The 25,918-nt window shown below is 35.0% G+C and carries 5 protein-coding genes; all 5 read right to left on the bottom strand.

Features of this window, described 5'->3' with window-relative positions; translation table 11 throughout:
- Positions 1 to 170: 170 nt before the first annotated feature.
- The 5 genes from NMK29_RS03475 to NMK29_RS03455 all read right to left on the bottom strand — a co-directional run bounded on the left by NMK29_RS03475 (position 171) and on the right by NMK29_RS03455 (position 25,042).
- Positions 171 to 4,538, bottom strand: coding sequence for a carbohydrate-binding protein (locus NMK29_RS03475; protein ID WP_108801596.1), 4,368 nt, complete (start codon positions 4,536 to 4,538; stop codon positions 171 to 173).
- Between the two features lie 400 nt (positions 4,539 to 4,938).
- Positions 4,939 to 8,196, bottom strand: coding sequence for an RICIN domain-containing protein (locus NMK29_RS03470; protein WP_108801595.1), 3,258 nt, complete (start codon positions 8,194 to 8,196; stop codon positions 4,939 to 4,941).
- 556 nt (positions 8,197 to 8,752) lie between these two features.
- The gene (locus NMK29_RS03465) at positions 8,753 to 15,697 is read right to left on the bottom strand and encodes a PKD domain-containing protein (RefSeq protein ID WP_108801594.1); all 6,945 of its coding nucleotides are present in this window, start codon (positions 15,695 to 15,697) and stop codon (positions 8,753 to 8,755) included.
- Positions 15,698 to 15,831: 134 nt separating this feature from the next.
- Positions 15,832 to 18,213 (bottom strand): cellulase family glycosylhydrolase, encoded by a 2,382-nt coding sequence (locus NMK29_RS03460; RefSeq protein ID WP_108801593.1) that lies wholly within the window; start codon positions 18,211 to 18,213, stop codon positions 15,832 to 15,834.
- Between the two features lie 208 nt (positions 18,214 to 18,421).
- On the bottom strand, positions 18,422 to 25,042 hold the full coding sequence (locus tag NMK29_RS03455; protein WP_108801592.1) for a glycoside hydrolase family 48 protein: 6,621 nt from the start codon (positions 25,040 to 25,042) through the stop codon (positions 18,422 to 18,424).
- Positions 25,043 to 25,918 lie beyond the last annotated feature (876 nt).

Raw genomic sequence — 25,918 nt, 5'->3', positions numbered from 1 at the left:
TTGCAATCCATAAAAAGAAACAATAACATAACCCTGATCATGATTTTTCATCATCTCGAATTATGCTATTATCTCTTTAGTACAGATCATAAACAATCACATAAAAACTGATTATTTATTATATACCCTTTAAAATAAATTCTTTGATTTTATAAGGATTAAAGGGGTTTTTAACGTTTTAGTACTTTCTTCGCAGAAAGGACTTTATTCGTTTTGCCAGCTTCTAAAATATTAACGATATAATATCCTGAAGATAAAGCACTCATATCAACAGTGTTTTGACCTTCTGAAAGTGCTACTTCTTTTACAAGAACTCCTACTGTATTGTAAATTTTAATTGTCTTACCAGCTGTAGCACCAGAGAAATTAATTACATCAATTACAGGATTAGGATAAAAGGTAATATCGTTAGACTCATCAATATTATCTACTCTATTGGTATCATAAGTAATTACTAATTGAGCTTGTGTAACGGATCCATTTTCTTTAGATGCAAATGCAAAATCATTCCCTGAAAGCGCATCTATGATTAATGAAAGTTTATTACCTGAAATCTGAGCTGTCTTCAGTGGTATTGTTTTCGTACTACCAACCGGGAAATTAGCATTTAATGTACCCAACTGAACTCCTTTTCCTGGCTTATTGGAATTAGATAAATTAGTCTCTGTCCAATTATCACTATTTCCTTTATTAATACTTATATTTCCATTTCCAGCATCGGAAAACACAGTAAACTTAAGATCCGCCTTTGTAATCGTTCCATTAATAGAAGAAAGGTCAAACATTAAGTATCCAGTTCGGTTATTTAACTCTACACGGACCATATCAGAATTATTTCGAGTAGATCCTTGTAAAAATGCATCGTGTATAGGGGATAAAGTAACTGTTTGTTCTACAGGTTCAATCTTTGTAGTTACTACTTTATCTATATTATATAAATAACCTGATCCTCCATTAAATGACAATCTCAATGTTTTCTCTCCAGAAGATAAAGAAATGGTAGTACTATATTTTTTATAACTATGCCACTCTCCGGTAACTGGAATATCAATAGAACCAACAACAGTTCCAGATTCTACAATATCTACTTTACCACCAATTCCTTTGCTTGAAGCATAAATATCAAAAGTATATTCGCTACTAGTATCAACGTTAACAGTGTAGTTAACAAAATCACCATTTTGGATAAAACCTAAGTTTTGATCTGATACTGTTCCAGGAGTATCCTCTATTCTAACACTACCTGATTTCAGTTCAAAATCTTCCGCCTCAAAAGTTCCAGGAATATCTATTGCATCCGTTGGAGGAACTGAATCATCTTCAACAATAATATCCACCGATTGAGAGGTTGTAATTGCTCCATCATTATCAGTAGCTTTCGCTGTTATTGTATAATTCCCTGGATTCGTAATTGTAGTTGACGTTTCGTAAGGAGCAGATTGCTCGGTAGCAGTCAATGCATTGTTTATGAAAAATTCAACTTTAGCAACCGTACCATCCGTATCAGAAGCACTAGCTACTAAAGGAATAGTTTGTCCAATACTAAATGTAGCTCCGTTTGCAGGAGAACTAATCGCTACTTGTGGAGGCTTATTTTCATTACCACAATCCACTAGAACCTCATCAGGACCATTTCCAGAAGGCTTAGTGTAGGTTTTAGATAAAACAAACTTATCCATCTCAAATCCATCTTCTCTCATTGAAAAAGAAATTGTATGGACTCCGGCAGAAGGAATATCTAAATATATTTTTTGTGCTTCTCCACAATGGTTAGCGTTTGTGCGTTGTTTACTTTCCCAAGTCCATTGATTCTTTCCTGCACACCATTGCATTCTTGCTCCAGAATCTGGCCAATTTCCATTTAACCCTACGTGGATTCCGTTATCTTCAGTTCCCGTAGAATGTGCTCTAACCCAAACATAATAACGTCCTGCGTTTGTAAACTTTACTTTATAATTAATAATAGCTACTTGTCCTGGAGTGTTTGAAAAACTTACTCCGTTTACTAATGGATCACTATGAGTCACTCTAGTATCAGGTAAGATTTCTAAATAACCTCCGCTACTAGCTCCACTAGCGTGCGCGGTATCTGGATCAGGAGTAGGTGTCGCTGTACTACCATCTTGTGTATACCACTTTCTATCGTTTACTTTAGACTGATCTAAAAAGTGTTCTGCTTCTACAGCTACAACTCCGTTTTGTTCTAATGCAACACAATCTCCATCTCCATCGCCGCCGCCATCGCCACCGCCATCGTCGGTACAAATGAAGTCTAACGCGGTCCATCTTCCTCTTGAGTAAGCAGTCCCATTACCTTCTGGTATAGTACCGTTGGTATGTGAATTAAATACTACTCTTATTTTATCTCCATTTTTTACTTCTATACCTGTAAAAGTGGTACCCGACGGAGCATAATCAGTGCTAGATGTTGGGTTTGTAAATTCTCCTATTTCCTTACCATCTATAGAAACACGATATGTAGATTCTCCATCAGTTTCTGTAAGTGTTGCTAATCTAATATCATAGGTCCCTGTATCTCCATTAAAAGTAGCTTCTGCTGCAGCAAACTCATCTTTATATTGAGAAGCGTCAATTGCAAGTGCATTTCTAGTATTATCCTTATACGCTGGAGAAAAACCTGCAACCGCAATTGTTGGGAAATCAGAAATCGCTTGCATTGAAATAGTTCCACAATTTCCACCTCCATTATCTCCATCTTTACTTGTAATAAGTGCTACCCAATCGTTATTATCAGGAGCAACCAAATTACTTCCTAAAGTTTGTTTTGAAGATAAATTACCTCCAGAACGTGGATTATACCATTGTACATCATATTTATTATTTCCTCCAGGCAAACTTAATCCTGTAGAACCACCATTAGGTCGGTAAGCAGCATAAACACTACCTGATTTTGCTAAAACATAATCGTTATTATCTGAAGTTACAGCATCAGAACTTATCATATTTACCATATCTGATTGTAAATAACTATTAAAGAAGTTAAGTGCATAACCTCCTTCTTTATATTTATTACCTCTCTTTCTATGATCATTCCCATTTATATCACCATCATCATTTGTATATCCACTGTAATATTCAACTCCTGTTCCACCTGCCATCAGTGTAGCCCATAAGATTTTATGTCTTACTTCTTTGTCAGAAATTCTAACTCCTGTAGAAGCAGGACCTTGCTCATCATTAGCAACTACCCATTTCTTTCCTGAATTTCTAGATTTTTCTAACCATCTTCGAACATCGTTATGGACATTATCCTTTCCGGTTTGAATAGAAGCTCCCGTTAAGTCAGAGTTATTACCTAATAATGGGTTATATCGTTGGTCTTGTTGATTAGGATATGTATGTATTACTATGTTATGATCATACGGATCTACATTTTTGATATAGGTTGCAGTTGATTTCGCCACCTGATCTTTTAACGTAGTTTCTTCGGTTAGATTCCAGTTTAATGCTAAATGGTGACTAAATCTTGCAATTAATTCTCGATAGTATAGTTTTCTTTCTCTCCCAAAATTATCACCATCCATTTTATTATCATTTTCTGTCTCCATGGTCTTAAAGTGCAAGTATACTCCCTTTTTATCGGCATACTCCATTACTTTTTCCCATTGGGCCATTTTAGACACATCAAATCTATCGTGATGAACTTTATCCCATTGCTGGCCTCTAGCAGTATTTCCATACTCTTGTTCAGAAACTTTTAAGACATGAGGAAAAACTGCTCCACCATCTCCAGAAGTGTTCCAAGTTAGAAAAGAAACAACATTAGCTCCTTGACCAGATAGGTAGTTGATCATACCTAAAATTTCAGTTCCCTTGCCACTATCCCAAGTATAAGAGCTAGCATCATTTGCAACATAATCTATTTGGTGAGGTTGCCAAGTTTTATTCCCTATTTTATTTAGGTTATTATTATAACTTGGAGTAGCGTCAAAATCTACATAGTTAAAAGCATTTTCTGGAGAATCCGCTCCAGCTTTTATAAACCAAGGACCATTAGGATTACTTGGGTTTGATCCTACATGTTTTAAGTAATGTTCTCCAATATACTTAAGTCTTCCTAGATCCTTACTTCTATAATCTCTACCAGATTTATCGGATTCAGAAATATTAAATGATCCTGTATCCCCATTCATAAATCCAGCGTTTGATCCGCCTCCATTGATTGCTACATCGGAACCTGATTTAAAAGAAGCTGACCAGTTCCACGTACCCGTTCGATCAGGAGCAAAATGCACTCGCCACTTATTTCCAGAGTCACAACTATTATTTTCAGCATTTCCACAGGCCGCAAAATATCCTGGCACTGTATAACTCGTATTACTTCCTTGATGTGTAAAGGTCACTTCTAATAGATAATCCGAAAAAGGATTTGGGTTTGCGGTCTCTGAGGTGTTAGGACCGTTAAAGGTCAGAGAGACTTTATGCCATCTCTTCAATTCTCCTTCTGGTGTTTGAGCTTGGAGCAAAAACCCAAGAAACAAGAATGTTAATAAAACGTTGAGTTTAGTTAATTTCATGATTTAAATTGTTTTTTGTGTGTGTGGTTTTAAGATATTTATTTTGTTAGTGTAAGTATTCAAAGAACGTCTTTTATTGTATTTAATTTCGAGTCAAAACAACTAACAAACAGATAGTTAACAAGTTTTAACACGAAATTAAATACCGTAAAACCTCTCGAATTTAAGATCTCAAAAGCTTGTTGAATTTATCAAAACTATTAAACGATCTTTCCGAAATAGAATTCGTTAAAATCTATTTAGAATTCGATAATAAATCAATTACTTAATGAGAATCACTTCTGAAATCTTATTGGATCAAATGGACTTCTGTCCTACTTCAAATAGTCTTTTTTAACTTTTATTTAACTACTTTATTTATATTCAGATTATAGAGAAAATCAGGTCTCATTTTTTAATTTTAATCTTTAACGAACTGTACTTTATCTTTACCAAATACTGATAAAATATAAAGCCCAGATGCCATGTCTGATACTATTAATGATTGATTATTAGCAGTCATTGTAGTTTGTTTAATAATCTTTCCCATTAGATCATATATAGTTAGAATATCATTCTCCTCTATCCCTTGAATTGTTATGGAATTAGAAGATGGGTTAGGATAAACAGATAAAGCTACAGCTTTTTCTCCCTGTGGTTGTTCTCTATTATTTAATGAAATAATTTTCCACTTTTGATTGTTATTTCCAGAATTAAAATCCCAAATTTGAACATTAGTATCAATAGCACCAGCTGCTCGATCTAATGCACTTGACGTACAATGCATAGGTTGTAAACTAAATGAATTACTATCATTCTGAACTACTTTCCATTTTTTATGATTTTCATTGGCATCTGTCCAGGTAGCAACATTTTCTCCATTACCACAACGAGCATAAGGAACTTCCAAAAATCTATTAGTGCCTAAGTTTTTTATAGTATACACATTATCTTCGATATGATTAAAAACCCATACTTGATCATTGTATGGATATGGACTACTCATAATTGCACTATGTTGTTCATTTGCTCTGGATAATAATCGTTGATTAGATTGTGTAGATTCTATGTGGTACGAGCCATTTATTATTAGCTGTCTAAATGCTTCAGTAACAGTTACATTGTTAATTTGATCTCTATCAAGTGCATCTTGCCAAGTGGTATTTAATGGACGAATATGAGCTTTGTAGATATATCCCGAACCAGATTGCGGAACATTAGGAAGATTTATGGTCATTGTTTTTACTCCTATTCCGGCAGAGACAGTTACATTCTGCTGAGCAATCCAATTAGTAGAAGACCAAAATTCTACTATAATTTCTCTGTCCGTAGATGCTTCGTAATTTAAATCCAAGTTATACGATGTAGCTTGAACTATACTTGTCGGAGCATTACTAAAAGAAATTTTGTCTGTAAACGTTTGAGCCTCTATGGTAACATTATCTACCTGATCTCTATCAATAGCTTCTTGCCAAGTGGTTCCAACAGGACGTATATGCGTTTTATAGATATAACCCGCACCAACTTCTGGAGCGACAGGAAGATCAACTGTAACCATTACAGTTCCAGATCCTTTTTCTACAGTAACCATTTTTTGAGCAAGCCAATTGGTAGCTGACCAAAACTCAACTACAATCTCTCTATTTGTTTGCGCACTATATTTTATATCAAATTCATAAGATGTTTGAGGTTGAATTGATGTTGGTGCATTTACAAATGCTATCTCATCAGGTATACTTGTATTATTACAATTTTCACCTGGTAATCCATAGCACCCATTACCTGTAGGACCTAAAACAGGATTCCAGTTAATTCCTGGCACCCAATTTTCACCTCCAAACTCATATGCCCCTGCATCTGGTGCAGATCCAACGAATCCATCAGTTATACCTGATATTCTTCTACCAGCGTTTACCGCAGGTGAGTTAGATTTTAATGTAAAATTATTTCCGTTATAATCAGTAAAGCCTAACTGTGTAATTACATTATTTTGCTTATCCGCATCTCTTTCGAAAGTACCTTCATCCTCTTGGGTAGAAGGGTCATCCTCGGTTCTAACATCAGCAATATTGTTCCAAACCTTAACATTAGAAAAAGCTGTCCCTTCTTTATGCCAAGCCCCCATTGCTCCACCTTCTGTCTTTACCAAAGTGTTATTAAAAACATCAATATCTTTACCATTCCAGTTGATTTGAACTCCAGTCCATTCTACATTCCACACCACATTATGATGTACTGAAAAAGCTTCTGCATCATTATCTAAATAGATAGCTGCAGCTTTTCTTAATTTTCCTCTACCCTCATTATCATGAAACCAATTATGATGAATCTCCCCATAATGCGGCCCACCTACTGTGTATAGTAAAGCACAATCATCATTAATTAAGTTTGACCTATATACATCATTATAAGCAAACTCACTTCTATTATTAAAGAATTGAATACCATCTCTTCCGGCTCTAAAAATTGTATTTCCTTTGAAAAGAGTATTTTTTCCTCCTCTTGCATTAATGGGCGCATCATAAGAACCGATATAATTAAAATCATGAATTCTAGAATTAAGAATTCTATTTTTATCACCACTTACTTTGATACCATTGGCAGCTCCAAAAGCTATCTCACAACGCTCTATTGTATTATTATTTCCCTCCATCAAAACACTTTGTTTATTGGCAGAGAAACCTTTTTGAACACCTTGTGTATGATTCCCATAAAAAGAGGAAACACCATAAATCACATTATTATTTGAATTTCTAGGCATATTAATCGATCCTCCAAAAACAGCGAGGTTTCTGATATGAATAAAACCTCTACCACTTAGATCTACGGTTGTTGTTCTTCTTCTCATTTGTACAACTCCATTAACTGGTGCCTGCCCACCTGGCATTTGTACAAATAATTCTTTTGTCTGCTTATTAAACCACCATTCATTTTGATAATCTAAAGCTCCTTTTACTCCTTCTAAATAAAAATCTCCTTTATCAGCTGGGGCATGGAAAGTTCTAATCCAAGCAGGATTTTTATCAAGTGTAAAGTTTACTCTTCCAGAAGAACTACTATTAATAAATGCTTTCCAGGCGATCCACCCTGATCCAGGTTTGTCTCCGTAAAAGAAAACTGATCCCCCGGTCCAGTTAATATTAGGAATTTGGGATGATGTTAGAAATGCACCATTCACCACATTAGCGCCACTACCGCCATCGTTTCTGCGAGAATTAAGTGTAAAAGGATCACCATCTGTATTATTGGGCCACCTTGCCAAATCCATTGCTGTATTACCATTCAAAACAAAGTTTTCTTGTCCTAAATCCCAGTCTACTTTTATCTTATAGACAGCTCCATTATCTCTCTGCCATCCACTTAAAGCTTGCATAGCGGAGATAATTACTTTTTCTCCATTTTTGGCAATATATGTTATAGGTTGACCAGCATTGCCTGATCTGGCTGGTCTAATAGTTTCTTCATAGGTTCCTTCTCCAATAACAATAACATCACCAGCTTGTGCTACTGCTGAGGCTTTCGCAATTGTCTTATATGGACTTGATTGTGTTCCGGAATTTGAATCATTTCCGTTTTTTGCTACATAAATATTTTTCGCGTGTATTGAAGACACAAATATGAATAAAAGTATCCATATACATTTTCGAAAAAAGGTCTTGAGAGTTTGATTATTTTTCATTGCTTACTGTTGAGTTTGATTATTTGCGGCAAAAATAATATTACCGCTTATTTCTGTATTGCTTGTTCTATTAACCGCGTATGTTATGTTAGAATTCGTTAAATCGAACAACATGTTTGAGATCTAAAAAGCTTCTTTATTTTTTTCAATAAATTCTATTTTATTGACTCTTTTTAAAAGGTAGATTTATTTACTATTACGGATATCAGGTCTACAGTTTAATATTTAATGTGATTTTTCTTCTGCATATACAAATCTCATTGGAGTATTTTTTTGTTTTTGAGCAAATGCACGCGTGATAGAGAGTAAGCTCTCTATTAATAAAATTTTAATGTTAGTTTTCATTTTTAAAAGAATTAGTTGTGTGTATATTGATTTTAGTTTGAATTGATAATTGTTATTCCAACTATTCCTAACTTATGAATCCCCCGATTCTAAGAACACTCTATTTTGGGTGTTCTAAATTCTTTCTTTTTTAAAAGTTTATTGTTTAGAGTTTTATTTTATGATCACTGTTAGATCTCCTATTCAAATAGGAGATCTAACAGTGATTATCTTATTTAGTAATTTGTTTAATTACAGTTTTTTGATTCTTCCGAATTTGTATGAAATATATCCCTGATTGGAACGTATTCATATCTAATCGTATCGATTCTATATTTCTCTGAATATTACTAGATGACAAGACCTTTCCATTTATATCTACAACTTTAATAAAAGTTCCTTTTAAATTTTGATCACTCTGTATTGTTAGATAATCTATTACTGGATTAGGAAACGCTGTTACTGAGATCGAAGTATCTTTTAATGGTTCACTTAGCTTGTTATCACAAGTAGGAGCATTATTTTCATTACTAAAGTATATAGTAAATGCTGCTATTTTAGAAACGAGCACAAAATTATCTCCATCCATAACGACATCATAAACACCATCAAAATTTGATATTCCTGTTCCTGAAAATGTTATGCTTGGTTGTACTTGATTGAATGTTTGACTTTCAATATTTACCTTTAAATCAATCCACCAAGCTGGGTTACCATCACCCATATTCATTGAACATTGCCATAACCCATTGTTTTGTAAATCCCAGTTGATTGTAAAATTAGCCATGTTGTTCAATTCCGGACCTCCTTCTCCTAAAACATAGGCATAATCAAATGTGGAATTAGATAATGTAGGTAATGGATTTTGCATAGGAGCACCAAAACTACAATTATTACTGCCCGTAGATTCATTTACCAGAAGTATAGCTGTTTGATTAGCTGATAATAGTCCATCACTTACTGTAAGAGAAATAATATATTCCCCAGCTTCCGTATATGTGTGGGTACTATTTATTCCATCTCCGGTTGTTCCATCACCAAAATCCCATAGGTATTCTAAAACATCTCCATTGGAATCAGAAGAAGTTGAAGCATCAAAGCTTACCAACAAAGGAGCAATCCCTGATGTTACCGACATATTAAAACTAGCTTGCGGAGCGATGTTACCCTCAAGAACGCTAATAGTAATTGGATTAGAAATATCCGAGACTACGCCATCACTAATTGTTAACGTAACCGCATAAGATCCAGAACTAGTATATGTATAAGAAGGATTGGCCAAATCACTCGTATTTCCATCTCCAAAATCCCAAATATATGTTATCATAGATCCATCTGGATATACAGAACTCGAGGAATCAAAATCAACAACTAAAGGCACATCCCCTGATACTGGGGTTGCTGTAAAACTAGAAATTAAGGTAGGAATTTCATCCTTAACGTTAATCACAATAGATTCTGTATCGGATTTTCCATTTCCATCATCAACAGTTAATCCAACTTCATAATCACCTGGAGTAAGAAACGTGAACTGACTAGTTACTCCTGCGTCTGCATCACCATTACCAAAATCCCAAGAATAACTTAATGAATCACCATCTGGGTCACTAGAAGCTGAAGCATCAAAACCTACAAATAAAGGCGCTATTCCTGATATAACACTAGGGTTTATGATAGCATTTGGTTGCCTATTTAATATTTCTCCACCATCAGGCTCTAATCCCCAAACTAATTCGTCTTTATAATATAAAGTTGTTAACACATGTGGTTTCAGAGAAGTCTTCCCTGCATCATATGAATAATCATTGTTCTGATTATGAGTTTGAAAACCTGAATGGTGTAATCTAGTTTGAATTTGACCAGACTTACTATTAGGATTTAAATTTCCAGAAGATGCACTAAAACCAATTTCTATATAATTTTCTTCTAAATTAGAATCAAAACTACCTACAGTTCCTACTACAGCGGAATAATCTATATTAAAATTCATTGCTTCTGCATGTTCCGGAGTGTACCAATATCTAATCTTAAAATCGCTTAGTGCATGACTTTCTTCTGATTCACTTACTATCTGGAATACAGGTTTCAATTCTGATGTAGATACCCCAGAACTATTATCTCTATATTCTAAACTAAAATCGGTATCCGGAAGATTATTAAATCGTTCATCTACAGTTATTGTAACCTCTGCAGAATCTCCAATGATTTCTCCGTTTTCCGTAGCTAATGATAATGTGATAGTGTGTACCCCTTCTGACAAGCCTGAAACTGGTATTGGAGCTATTTCGAACATGGAACCTTTCTCGATTCCATCAATAAAATACTTAATATGCTGTCCTCCTGGATGAATATCCCATTTATAAGTAGAAAATTCTATATTAAAATCAGGTCCTACCAATGCACCATCTGAAGGGGATTGAATAATTGCTGTAGGATTTTGTGGTAATGTTTCGTTAGTAACTATTACCGTAATTGTTTCACCTAAATCTGTTACAGAATTATCACTTCTCTCCATTTGTAATAACAACTCATGAGGGCCTTCTGATAAAGCTGTACCATCTGTAAATTCCCCTTCGGAGGTTATTAATCCACGATCTTGTCCATCAATTTTAAATCTTAGTTTATACTGCTGAGATGGTAATTCCCAACCTTCAGTATTAAAATCTATTTTCAAAGGAGTATTAACTAACTCTCCATCCACTGGTGATTTAAAAAACACATCAGGCAAGGGGCCAATTGGTGTATCTGCATCGCCTCCATGTAATGTCCATAAAACCGCTGCATCGAACATGGCTAGTCCTTGATCAGTGAGCAAATGCATAAACTGATCTCGCAATGGGAAAGCTACTCTTCTCGAAGGGATATCAATACTAGCCTCATAACCAAACAAAATAGGTTTGGTTCCGGCTGTTGCAATAATAATAGCTTCATCTGTTGGATTACCGAAAGGTAAACTTTGGCTTATGGAATATAATGATGTTTCAATACCCGCATTTACAGCCATTGGATGTTCTGGAGATGTTATTGCAATTGAAGAAAAACCTTGTTCTGTAATACCAAATCCACTATTTAATTCTCCAGTAACCATTCTTAATTTGTTATACATAAATGGATTCCAAGTCATCAATGGAACTCTAGCTCCTTCTAGATCATTTCCTAGTTCTCTAGGATCAACGGTTGAAGAAATTAAGGCCATATCAAATGGATTAGCAGATTGCGGACTGGTTGCTTCTTCATCAGAAAACAAAGTAATTTTAAATCCAAACTGTTGCTCTAATCTAGATTTTATTCGCTGATCCTCCGACGTAAGTACATTCTTATCACCAACAACAAACATCACTTTTATAACATTCTTAAATTGAACAGTGATTTCCGGAGTTACAGAAGCTGTATTATCATTGTTATAAAAAACCTTCGCATTAATTGTATAGTTCTTCCAAAGAACAGGTGTCCATGAGGATTCGAAAGGAGCACTTACTACTTCTTCTATCATTTCATTATCTACAAAATATTGAATCTTTGTAATCCCTTCTATATTAGTATCAACACTAAGGTTTTGTGATTCTGCTCTATCAATTATAGATCCATCAACAGGAGAAGCCATTTTTAGTAACTGCTCTGATGGTTTGGCTAATTCGGAACCATCAATCTGTTTTATATATGCCTCTAATTGTCTTATTTGAGTGGCATTTAAAGATGATGTTACTCCGTGAGTGTCATTATTATTATAAATTGTTAGTACTTCTTCTATAGTTTTGGCCATTCCATTATGAAGATATGGAGCTGTTGCCCAGACATCTTTTAACGTTGGCACATCAATCCCAAGTAGTTTTTTATCCAAACGACTTCCCGTAGTGCTCGTAATTGTACCAACATTATGTAATTTTCCAGAATTACTATCCGTAAAATTACTCCCACTATGGCAAGCATAGCATTTTAGATCTTCAAATAAAGATTTTCCAGCTATTCCATCTGCTGTAAGCGATCCATCATTATTTCGATATGGACTAGGACTAAAACTATTTAAGGATTCTATATATGCCGTTAATGCATCTAAATCTCCAGATTTTCCAGTTTTAGGATCTCCAGTAGTTAATGCCGTTGTACCGTCATTAAAATCCTGATCACTCATAAAACCTTGTCCCTTAAAATGAAAACGAATATCATTTTCGAAATCTTGAATCTCATCAAAATTAGCGCTCCAATGAACTCTCCCGTGAGCTGTTCCTGCTCTACCTATTAAAGAGATTGTATTTCTCAATCCTTCTCCTCTATCAGTAAAGTCCCAAGTTCTTCCATCTTCTCCTCCATCGATATGACAGGTAGCGCAACTCACATAACCATCTGTACCCATTCTGATATCGGCCGCATCATAGAATATTTGTTTCCCCTTAAGTTCTGTAGCTGATAATAACTCATTATCTACCGTTACAATCGTCGATAATTCTTCCAACGTACTGCTACCATCATTTATCATCTCATTAGCATCAAAAACCGTAACTGAACGATCCATAAAATTCTTTACAAAAACCCGATTATTTACAGGATCTATTGTCAAGCCTTGAGGAGCCTTCCCAACATCTTTCTTAAGGAGCTCTACACCTGTATTTGGATCAATTACTACAATTCTATTGTTACCTTGCATGGTAACAAAAAGGTAATTTCCAGTTGGCGTGTATAAAGCAGATGAAGGCTGACCATGATTATCGATATCCAACCTCTCATTTAGATTTTCATTATTAGTTGTTAGATCAATAGATGATATTGAGGTCCTGACAACATTATCAAATGACAGTGGTTTTCCATCACGATTTAATCCTCTAAGAATATTATCCTTTTTAGCTACTGACCACGCTGTTTTATTATTTGGATGAATAGTTATCCCTGAAACATAATTAGGTAAGCCTCTTCCTTGATTTCCATTATCTTGTGTGAAATCATCCAATGGCAGTCCAATAGTTGTGTCAAGAGTAAATGTATTTAAATCTATTTTCCATATTTGTCCTTCTTGATCTGGAGAAACAAATCTAGTTACTAAAAGGATTTCCCCTTCTCCATCTATCGCCATTGCTCTAGGTTTTTCTGCAATAGCTAATTCATTGACTATGGAATTAGTTGCTGTTGAAAACTCTAATATTTTACCTGAACCAAAAGTTGATATAAACCCCCGATTACCATCAGGTGTAAATATAATTCCATAAGGTTGAGATCCGCTTTCTAAAGATATTTTGGTTTCTAATATTCCATCTTTTCTTAAAATATAGATCTCATCAGAATCTCGACATGTGACCCAAGCTTTCCCCTGGGAATCTAATGCTATATTAACAGGGTCTTTTCCTACTTGAATTTCATTAATAATAGATAAATCATCCGAGTTAATAAGTGTTACAGAATTATTATCGGGATTTACTGACCACACAGTTCTATTATCAGTATCAACGGTAATGGGTCCCGATTGTGTTGGTAACTTATCATATATAGCATCTACTATTACAATAGATTGAGATCCTACTACAAAACCACCATTATCATCAGAAACTTGTACTTGTATCAGGTAATTTCCTGGTTCTGTATACGTATGACTACTAACCGCTCCAATCCATTCGGTTTTAGGAGAATTATCACCAAAATTCCATCTATATTTCAAATCATTACCATCAGGATCACTTGCATTCGCTGTAAAGTTTATAGTAGTTCCGATCGTTACCGGAGAAGAGATGTCTACATCAATTCCTGTAATTACAGGGGATTGATTAGAAGCATCGCCTCCAGTAGTAAAGTAAAACACATACTCTTCAATCCCATTACCAACCGCATCTTTTACACCTCCTTCTACAAACTTTACTTCGTAGGTTGTATTAGGAAGTAAATCTTCTTTTGGGACATAATTTATAACTTGATAAGATGTTGTGGTTACATCACCCTGAATTGGATCACCTCCTAAAGGACTTACTTGTATAGTCTCGTCACTAAGCGTTAAATCATTTAATGTTTCATTTATTACAAAACCTATTGTAGAAGAAGTAGGTTGATTAATTGCCCCAGAAATAGGAAAATGATGACCTACTGTTGGAGGTTTTGTATCAAGTCCATCCTGATGAGCAAAAATTGAAGTCTTATCATCTCCACTTGCTATAAGAATATGGCCTATTGGCATCCATTGATTATCTATAAACTGAAGTGTCTCATCACTTGATGGTGGAAAAAACTCTTGTTCAATTTCCATAGTTTCAAAATTAAATTTGACTCCCCGATCAAAACGACCAGAAAAACCAAACTCATCCTGAAATATCATATACCTTCCTAATGTGGCTTGATCAGAATGTAAACTAAAACCTAATTTAACATCAGTTGGATCACTTATATCAAATCCAACTAAGGCATTCGGCCCCTCATTTCCACTCATAAAAACTAAGTGATTTCGCCATAATTGAAATCCTGTACTATACTGCTCATGAGGAATATCTCCTCCGAATGACCCGAGAAATTTAATATTAGTAGGATCACCAAAATCAAATACGCTTATATCCCCCGTTTGTGGTGCATAAAAAACATAGTTTCCAATTCTAACCACTACATCTGGCAAAGAAACTGAAGTTGGGATGTCATCTAATTGCTCTCCAGTTCTCATATCAAAAACTCTACTACCATCTATAGTATGTGGAAAAGTCTCTAAATTATCATAATTAGATTGTCCGTCTTCTACAGTATAGAGGATATTCGAAGTAGTAATAGGTTTTCTTTCTAACATATTAGAAAGATCTAAGTATTTATATCCAGTTCCTTCTACTTCAGGAACAGAATATTCTCTATAAAAAAGATCTCCTTCTAATTTCCACCATCTATGTCCGTTATTTGCTGCATCGCTGAATTGTACTTTTTTGGGTGCTGTAGGATTAGAAACATCCCATATTCCCGTTCCAGCTTGACCATTAATCATCAAGTAGTTGCGATGGTAAGTGTTAATTCTGTCTCCCTCAGGAAAGTTAGAAAGAAAAGTTCCTGCAGGCCATGTTTGGGTTGTCATCATTGGTCCTTCTGTCCCATCATATACATCTACGAATGATATGATGGCAAGACCTAATGATATTGATATTGCTATCGTGTAAAAGAGTGCTTTACGAGTATTTTTTATATACGCACGCCATCCACGCTTATTGTTTGGTGTTGGTCCCATAATAAGTAGTGAGTTTTGTAAATTATTTTGCTGTTTCTTTTCTATAAAGAAAAGTTTGTTGTAGGTATTTCTGGGTATTAGTACAAAAGAGACAACTAATGCATCATAGCGTCTCTTTTATACTACCTTTTAAATTATTGCTTTATAATTTGTTGAGTTACCATATTCTTTTGGTCAAATATTTTTATAAAATAAACGCCAGCTTTTAATTCTGAAACATTTAGCTCTATCATATTTGTATCAGTAATTGTAGAAAATGTTTTAATTACTTTTCCTGATATATCAACTATTTTCATTTGTGCATTATTAAAATTGGTATCCTGACTTATCATTAACTTATCAGTCACGGGGTTTGGATATGCTTTTATTCTTATTATCTCATTATCAACAATTGGATCTTTTAACTGTTCTTGACAATTAGGAGCTGTATTACTATTACTAAAATAAATTGTAAACGCTCCGCTTTTAGATACCAATGCAAAATTATCCCCATCAATTGTTGCATAATAAGCACCATCTAAGTTAGAAAAACCTGTACCTGTAATAGTAATGCTAGGTTGCGCAGTATTGAAATTTTGAATAGTAACATTAGTTTTTAAATCATTCCACCAACTCGGAATTCCATTATTGGTATTCATAGAGAATTGCCAAAGACCATTATTTTGTAAATCCCAATTGATAGTAAAATTAGTAACATTACTTAAGTCTGGCCCACCAGATCCAAGAATATATATATTGCTGTAAGAAGCATTAGGAATAGTTGGTAAAGGGTTATTTAATGGCGCTCCAAAACTACAATCACCACCAGTATTTGGTTCTGTAATAACGATAGTAGTAATTGCTGTATCAGAAACTCCATCTGCATTAGATACTGTTAATACAACATCATAACTACCTGCCTCTACAAACTCGTGATTTATAGTTACTCCAGAACCAGCAGTTCCATCTCCAAAATCCCAGCCATAAACCAATGCACTTCCGTCAGAAGACATAGATCCTGTAGCATCAAAATTAATAGTAGCCGGAGCTATTCCTGAGTTATTGTCTGCAACTAAATTAGCAGTGACTGTTGGAACAGTATCATCTATAACGGTTATGGTTTTATTAGTAGTATCACTTAATGCTCCATCATTAACAGTAAGACTAACCTGATAAGTACCTGGTTGCGCAAACAAATGAGATATCCCTATTCCAGTGGCAGTAGATCCATCGCCAAAATTCCAAGAATAAGATAAATTGTCTCCATCAGGATCTGTGGATTCAGATGCATCAAATTGCACTGTTAACGGTGCATTACCTGAATCTATATCCGAAGTAAATCTAGCTGTAGGAGGAAGATTTCCTGTTCCTCCTACAACATTAGGAATAAATGGTGCCAAATGGGGAGTTAACACATCTAATTTCCATTGATTAACATTTGTCCAATCATCTTGTAAAATTCCTCCGGTATCTCCAGAATTTGGATTCATACTCCAAAATGTCCAAGAATAAATATCACCCATGAAATCTGTAAACTCGGTAAACCAGGTATAGGAAATACCTCCAAAAGCATCTTGATCTTTAATCCCAAATTCTCCTAAAAATAGTGGAGAAGTACCCTCTTCATATAAATAATGAAAATTATCAGTCCATAAACCAGGCATATTTTGTGGAAAATCGCTAGCAGTAAACCAGTCTTGTTGGGATACCTCAGGACCATATTCATGAGCAGAATACATAAGTTTACTTGGATCAGACAATTGAACTGGATATTTCTTTGCTCCCATTAATTGTCCACCCCACCAATATGAGTTTCCTTCAAATTCTCCTACACCTTCAATTATAATTAAAACATTCGGATTTGCCTGGAGAACTGCATTACCACAACGTTCTGCTGCCTTGTTCCAATCTGTATCAGGGTTACTATCACCCCAAGTAGATCCATGAGGTTCGTTATTTAAATCCATAGCTACCACTGCAGAGTAATTCTTATAACGATCAGCTATAAAAACCCAGTCGTTAATCCAACGTTCCTCAGAATATTCTGGAGTATACCAAACCGCCTCGTTTAAAAAACCATCAGCGGCTCTAGAATGATTATCTAATACAATCTTCATGTCATTTTCCTGACACCATTTTACAAAAATGTCAAGTAATTCTATTGGCTTGCTTACTGTTGCTTCTTCTTCATTCATTGGTGATACTCCGCTATAGGCATCAGTACCATAAGAATTTATGGCAATAGAAGAACTCGGGTTTAACATCTCGTTACACCAAGGAACCCGTATGGTATTAAAACCTAAATCTTTAATTTGTTGTAAAACACTTTTCATATCTCTTGACCAAATTCCATGAGGAGAATAGTTTTGTGTTTCAAAACCAAACCAATTTACACCAGTTAGACGTACTTCTTTTCCTGTTGTATCATATAATTTATTTCCTGATACAGTTAAGAAATTTTGTTGTTGTGCTATAATTTCTGTAATACTGCTGAAAAACAGTAACAGAATCATCATATAATTTATAAATCGTTTCATGTATATATTTTTTTCAATAATTAGCGTAGTTATTGTAATTGGTATTAGTTTGCTCAGAAGTGTGGTAACTGAAAAGTATATGACACACCTATGATTTTAGCAAACTTTTGTTCATTTATACTTTTAAGAAGATGTCTATATATTCAGACTTAAAAAAGAATAAAAAAAGTAAGAGAGAGGTTGTACAACCTCTCTCTATTTTTTAAAATTAGTTTTTAATAATTTTATTTCTGAATTTATCTCCAGTAGTTATATCATATATTTCTAAAATATACATTCCAGAAGGTAATCCATTAACAGAAAGTCTAGTAGACTTTTGTTCATTTTTCATAGATTCTGTTCTGATCACATTACCAGCAATATCTATCACTCTAATTCTAACATTTGTCATATCAAAATTAGTAGAAAGTGTAATATAATCCGAAGCAGGATTTGGTGTAGCACTTACGGTAAGTTCTTTTTCTGGAGCTTTAACTCCTGGTTCTTGATCTCCAAAAAAGAATCCAAATTCTGCATTAGCTAACGCTACTTCTATCTGAGCCCAACTTCTATGATAACGTTGTGTATATTCCTCTCCAGCATTGTATGCTGCTTCTAATCTATCAAAATCTGGATCATTTTTATAATCTGATCTTATATCTAGGAATGTAACTCCAGGTTTAATCTGATCTCCATTAGGCATTGTTCCACTAAATCCATTAGGAATATATACTTCTTCCTCAAAGATTCTTGCAAAATCTCCTCTATCTTCTGGAGAAGAAACCCCTTTATCATCTCTATACGTATTCCACATTCTATCTAATACTTCTTTAGCTAAATCACGAGATTCTGTATCTAAAGTAGCATGCTTTTGGGTTGCTGCTGCATAATAAATAAGTGCCTTTGCCATAGAAGCTGCCACACCTAAATCTTTACCATAATCTGTAACTACAACACTAAGGTTATCATTACTTCCAGGACTATCTGGATTCCAAGTATCTGGTTCACCAGTCCACTCTAAAGTAGCAGGTATTTCGAAATCATCTGTTCCGATAAGTTTTACTTCACTTTTAACCCATGTTGCCCATTTATCCATTAGAGATTTTGCCATTGGATCGTTTGTGATATAGTAATACTCTGCAACTCTCTCCATAGACCAAGCTTGCCATCCGAACCAAGTTCCACTTCCTGGATCATGATATACAGGATCAGTATCAAAAGCCATATCGTAGAATGTAGATTTACCAGCAGGATATGGACTATAATCTCCATTCCAACTATTAGTAGCTCCACCAGCAATAGCACCTTCTTTAGACTGTAGCCAAGTATAAAATTCCATTTGTCTTTTTAAACTTTCAGTCCAATCTCTTTCTCCATTCTGAGATATTGGTTTCAGCTCATCTACCTGTGTTAAAGCATAAGCCGCCATAGGATTCTGATATCCGAAGTGGCAATGACTAGAACTTATTCTAAAGGCCCATTGCGAAGCAGGATCTGCCGAACCACCCCAAGACATGTACCACGACATTAAGTAATGTGCACTGTCATATCCAGATCCCGCTCCACTGGTCGCACTTTGTACTCCCATGGGTTTAAAATACTTATCAAACATTGATAGCCTAAGGAAATCTCCCATTTTAGATGCTTTATCTAAATCTAAACTTCCTAAACTTGCACCTTGTTCTTTTGCATACACTTGAGCCCAATACATTGCTTGAACTGCTCTTGCATCTGCATCCGGAGCACTTGTATATCTCCATTGTTGTGCATAATTTTGATCTTCAATAAATAGTGGAAGATATCCATTGGTTCCTCCCCAGTCGAAACTCTCCCAAGATGGGTGAGGTACAGTTTCATAAACTGATTCCTGTTCTCCTCTTTGGAAAGTATTTATATATGATGGTGTACTTACGCCATCACCTCTGTTTCCATATCCATAAAAATTATCATTATCTAATAACCAATGCATCTGATAAATATCAGCACCATATGTTGCAGTTAAATCTGGTGAAACTGGATCTGATCCAACCGGAGCACTAAAATTAAGTGGTGCCGGATAATCACTCGGCAATGGAAATTCACTTGCGAACGCTGCTGGAGATGAAGCATTATAAGCTCCATTACTAGGCTGATCCGCTGTAGTAGGAATTATAAATTCTTCTATTTTATTCCAAACGTTATTTAAAGGAGCCCAATCTTGTGTAATTCTACCGTTCATAACCTCTAGCCATAGCCAGTATGAGTATAATTCACTAGTAGACTCATGACCATAATCAGGTGCTTCTACAATTAATGTTTCCACTGAATGATGCGGAGAACCATCTGCACTAAAATATCCATTTGCCGGATCATAGAACTCATTTCTCATTTCAATAAAACGATCGATATATGCATTTTCTCCGGTAGGAGGGTTAATGATAATATCACCATCAGTTACCGTAATCGTTATTACTGCCTGATCTGTACCTCCGTTACCATCATCCACAATTAGTGTTACGGAATAATCTCCTATAGTAGTAAATGTATTTTCTACAGTCACTCCATTAGCTGTATTCCCATCTCCAAAGTCCCACGCATAACTTAATGCATCTCCATCCGCATCGGTAGAAGCAACTGCATCAAATGTTACTAAAAGTGGAGCTTCTCCAGAAATAGGTGTTGCAGAAATATCTGCCACAGGATCTGTATTTCCTCCTCCAGTATCACCACAATCAGGTGATGTAGCAGTTAAACTGAAATAAAGTGTGAATCCACTATTTTTAGAAACCATTACAAAATTATCTCCATCTACATTCACCCAATAATCACCATCTAAACCACTGACCTGAGTCCCTGTTAAAATAGCTTCTGGTTGAGGAGAATTAAAATTATGAGTTAGATTTCCACTAAGATCTACATACCAATCAGGAGTACCATTATTTGTATTTAATGCGAATTGATACAATCCGTTATTTTCTAGATTCCAATTAATAGAAAACTCTCTGATATTACTAGGATCTGGACCTCCATCACCTAATACAAATACGTTAGTATATCTATTATCAATAGATGGTAATGCTGATACAATTGGTGTATCAAAGGTACAATCACCACCTATAGTAACTGGATTTCGGATAACAGCTATAGAATTAGAGAAATCAAAATCTCCCACTAAATCCGAAACATTATTATTTGCCTCTAAACCTTGTAAACCGTCTTCATAACTCAAATGCCAGATTAAACAAGTTCCTGTTCCTGCCCCATCAAAATCAACATCTTCGATGTTACCTGGTAATCCAAGAATTACATTCTGATCATCTGTTACTACCCACTGGGAATTAACACCTGTATTTCCTGTTAAAGTAATTCCAGAAACATTGTCTGCGATACCATCTCCAACAGTAAACGTGAACGGTCCTCCCGATATAACACCTCCATTAGTTCCTGGTTGATCTACCGGATTTCTTACTACATCAATTGAGTTAGAAAAATCAAAATCTCCTACCAATGCTGAAACATTATTATTTGCTTCTAAACCTTGCAAACCATCTTCATAACTTAAATGCCAGATTAAACAAGTTCCTGTTCCTGCTCCATCAAAATCAACATCTTCGATGTTTCCTGGTAATCCAAGAATTACATTCTGATCATCTGTTACTACCCATTGAGAATTAGCCCCAATGTTCCCAGTTAAAGTAATTCCTGATACATTATCAACAACACCATCTCCTACAGTAAACACAAATGGGCCTCCAGTAATACTTCCTCCATCTGTTATAATCGGATTCGATATTCCCCCATCACAATCTGGTGCAGTTGTAGAAGTACTAAAATAAATAGTAAATCCACCAGTCTTAGAAACTAAAACAAAATTACCCTCATTGATTGTTACATAATATGAGCCATCAAGCCCTACAAAACCAGAACCTGTAATTGTAATTTCTGGTTGAGAAGAATTGAAGTTTTGAGTAACGTTTGGTAAAAAATCATTCCACCAATTAGGAGTACCATTATTGGTATTCATAGAAAATTGATATAATCCATTGTTTTCCAAACTCCAGTTAATATTAAACTTAGCAACATTATCCAAATTTGGTCCTCCATCGCCTAAAACAAAAATATTCTGAAACTCTTCGTTAATAGAAGGCAATCCATTAGGTATTGGAGTATCAAAAGTACAGCTTACACTACCATCAGTAATAGTAATAGTTTTTGTTGCTGTATCTGTATCTCCTGAAGCATTTGTAACTGTAAGTGTTACAATCACTTCTCCTACATCTGTATATGTAGCGGAAGTGGTTACTGCAGAAGCAGTTTGACCATTCCCTAAATCCCAGTTATATGTAAGATTTCCTCCTGTTGGATCTGCAGATCCTGAAGCGTCAAAAGCAACATCTAAAGGTGCAACTCCTGAATCTGTACTTACAGTAAAAGCCGCAACTGGGCTTCCATCTGTCACTGTAATTGTTATTGTCTTTATATCTTCTTTACTACCATCACTTACTGTAAGTTGAGCATCATATTCACCTATTGCAGTATATTCATGGGTAATTGTTACTCCAGATCCTGATTCTCCATCACCAAAATCCCATACATATGTCAATGAATCATCATTTTCATCAGATGAAGCTGATGCATCAAAATTAACTGTTACCGGAGCTACACCTGTGGTAGGTGTTGCAGAAAAATCAGCTATAGGTGCTATGTTTCCATCAAGTACGGTAATTGTTCGTGTAAATTCTGAAGAAGTATTAGTTCCATCATTTACAGTAAGAGTTACTAAATAAGATCCTATTTCTGTATATGTAATCAATGGATCTACAACAGAAGATGTCTGACCATTACCAAAATCCCAATTATAATTCAATGAATCTCCATTAGGATCAGACGAAGCTGAAGCATCAAATGAAACCTCTAACGGAGCAGTTCCTGATTCTGGAGTAGCAGTAAAAGATGCTGTCGGTATTTCACCACCGTTAGGCTCTCGCCCTCCTACCAATATTCCATCTGCATAAATTGGTACATTATCTGAAATTTGTAATCCACTAGTTAATCCTTGATACGAAAAATCATTAGATGCATCCCAAGCCGATTCTGGAGCACTAGTAGGTAATGAAACTCTTAGTTGTATTTCACTTCTATACTCACCTTGGCCTCCAGGGAAAGGCATATTATCTTGATCAACTTCTATTTCTGCATAATAGATATTGCTAGAAGCATCCCATTCCTGTAAACTATTAATGGTTGTGTTTCCTGCTCCACGTGCAGTAAGCTCGTAATCACTAGCAGTAAATCCAGCAGCAACACCTTCTGAAATATCAACAAAATAGCGAGCTTTTAGTGTATTTGGTACTCTAGCTGGCCATCCAGAACGGTTATTTAACCATATTGCTACTTCTGTAAATTTTGACTGATCATTATTTAGTTTAACCTCATTAGCAAACTCTAATCCTGGAGTCTCCGGTTGTGGAAAATTAGAAAGCGGTGAACCTCCAAATTCCATTACCATTCTTGCTAAAACTCCCTGATAACAAGCGTTGTAATCTGTAGCTACTTCATTCGCCTGAAAGTCATCTCTATCTTCTATGAAGAAATCATCTGGTTTAGAAGGACCTCCCATTAATGCACCCCACATAGTATGTCTTGATTCTACAGGGTTTGCACTACTTCTAGACCAACTAGAATGTTGCCCTCTATGATGAGGTTTTGTTGGTGGATTTACTCCAAAACCTGTTACCAAACTTCTGTTATTAGGATTATCACCTAAAGCATAATTTACCTGGTTAATAGCAAAATTACGATACTGAGTACTTTTTGGCGTATTTACATTATCACTATAAATAAGTGCAGTAAGAGATGCATTCATTGCATGACGTAGAGATCCCCATTGTGTTAAATGTGCTTGACCTCCTGGAGAATAATTAACTCCTCCGTTTCCTTCTTGCCACCAATCTAAATGACGCTCGGCATCAATTTTATATGCTTCTTTTCCTGTGATAATTGATAACAAAACCATATTACCATATGACTTATCTTCCCACACAAGACTCCATAAAAAGTCTGGTTGTGCGTATTCTGCTTCAGCCTTATCCAAATATTTTTGATCGCCTGTAGCTTTGTATAGCCAAAGTGCTCCCCAAGTTAATTCATCTTGATAATTACCTGAAGTATACGTTCCTACAGCCGGTATATTACCTTCTGATGTATACAGTCCTCTATGGTTATCTCCGAATTCATACAACTCAATTGCATGACTCAATAACGTAGCACTGTAAACAGGATCACTATCTTTAAAGATAATACTCGCTGATGCAAGAGCAGCTGCTGTTTCGCAAGCTACATCTGTACCAGGATTACTAGTAGTTAATGCATACGATTTTCGTTGTCCATACATTGGATGTACATCAACCATTTCCGCTGGCATCCAAAAATTATGGTCTTGTGATTTACTATCCGCTACCTGCGCATAAAAAACATTAGGTGAAGGATGACACTTAATAAAGTAATCTGTTACCCATTTAATGTTTCTTTTAAAATGTTCAGTCTGGTTCGCTGTATCATATCCATCTTTGTATTCTAAGAACCCCCAATTCAGAGCTGTTACAGAAAAAGCCATTGGAAAACCAAATTTTACATGATCTCCAGCATCATTCCATCCTCCTGTAAGATCAAGTCCTACATCTGCTCCATCATTGACTCCCGAATCGGATCGCCAACTTATTCTGTTCCAATCGGGTAATTTTCCAGATTGTTGTGTTTCATAGAAAAGCAAAGATTTTTGCAGAGCTTCTCCATAATTGAACTGCGCTGATGATCTAGCACAGAATAAGCACAATACTATGATAGTACTTATCTTGATTAAATTTCTCATTGTTAGTGTAGTTTTAAGAATTGTGTTTTGAAAATTGTTTTGATTTTGATATTAAAAAGAAGTGAAAGTAGTCTTATGAAGACTAGTCGTACACTTGGATTTATTAATTGATTTGATTTAAAGAGAATTCGTTCTAATATTCTTAGAATTTGTCAAATAAATTGGTTGACCAATTTATTTAAATAGAGATATTCACTGATATTAAAAACTAACTTTCTTCGAAAGCTTTGGTTACGTATTTTCTTTAGTATCCTACTAAATAATTAGTTAAGGCAAACTGAATTAGAATGACGATAAAAATTCAATTCTAAATAAAATAACATAGAAGACAATGCTATTTGGTAATTTTTGGGTTTGTTCATAGGTTAGTACAGTTTTAAGTTAATTTTCATTAAAACCATATCAAACATAAATTGGGAAAATGCCTGACATGACGATTGTTACGTTTACTTGTCCGTTCATCGATAAGCTCTTTAATTAAATCTTGATCTTACTTTTAAGATTTGTTATTGAAATATCGTTTGAAACGTTGAATAAAGTTATGACAACTCTCAGGTAAAAAAGTAACACTAGTCACCTTTACTAAGTCTTAACAAGTTTTAGAAAAAACTTGTTAATTTCTAGCATTAATCTCCAAGCTTACTGTTTTTAGGGCGTAAAGGAAGAATCAAAATACTTTTCTTAAATCTTAAAAAACGAAAAAAGTTTCGTTGTTAAGAAGATGCTAAGAAAAAAGAACACAAAAAAAGATTAAAAAAAAGACGATTTACAAAAAAAGAAAACTTTCTCAATGGTAAAACCATAGCCTAAATTAACAAAAAATCATTTTTGAATGTTTTTTCTTATAAAAATTTTCATAAAAAAGTTAAATTCTTA

Source organism: Aquimarina sp. Aq107 (assembly GCF_943733665.1).
Classification (GTDB): Bacteria; Bacteroidota; Bacteroidia; order Flavobacteriales; family Flavobacteriaceae; genus Aquimarina.
The sequence above is the reverse complement of the archived record's forward strand: the minus strand, read 5'-3'. Positions and strand labels throughout refer to the sequence as shown.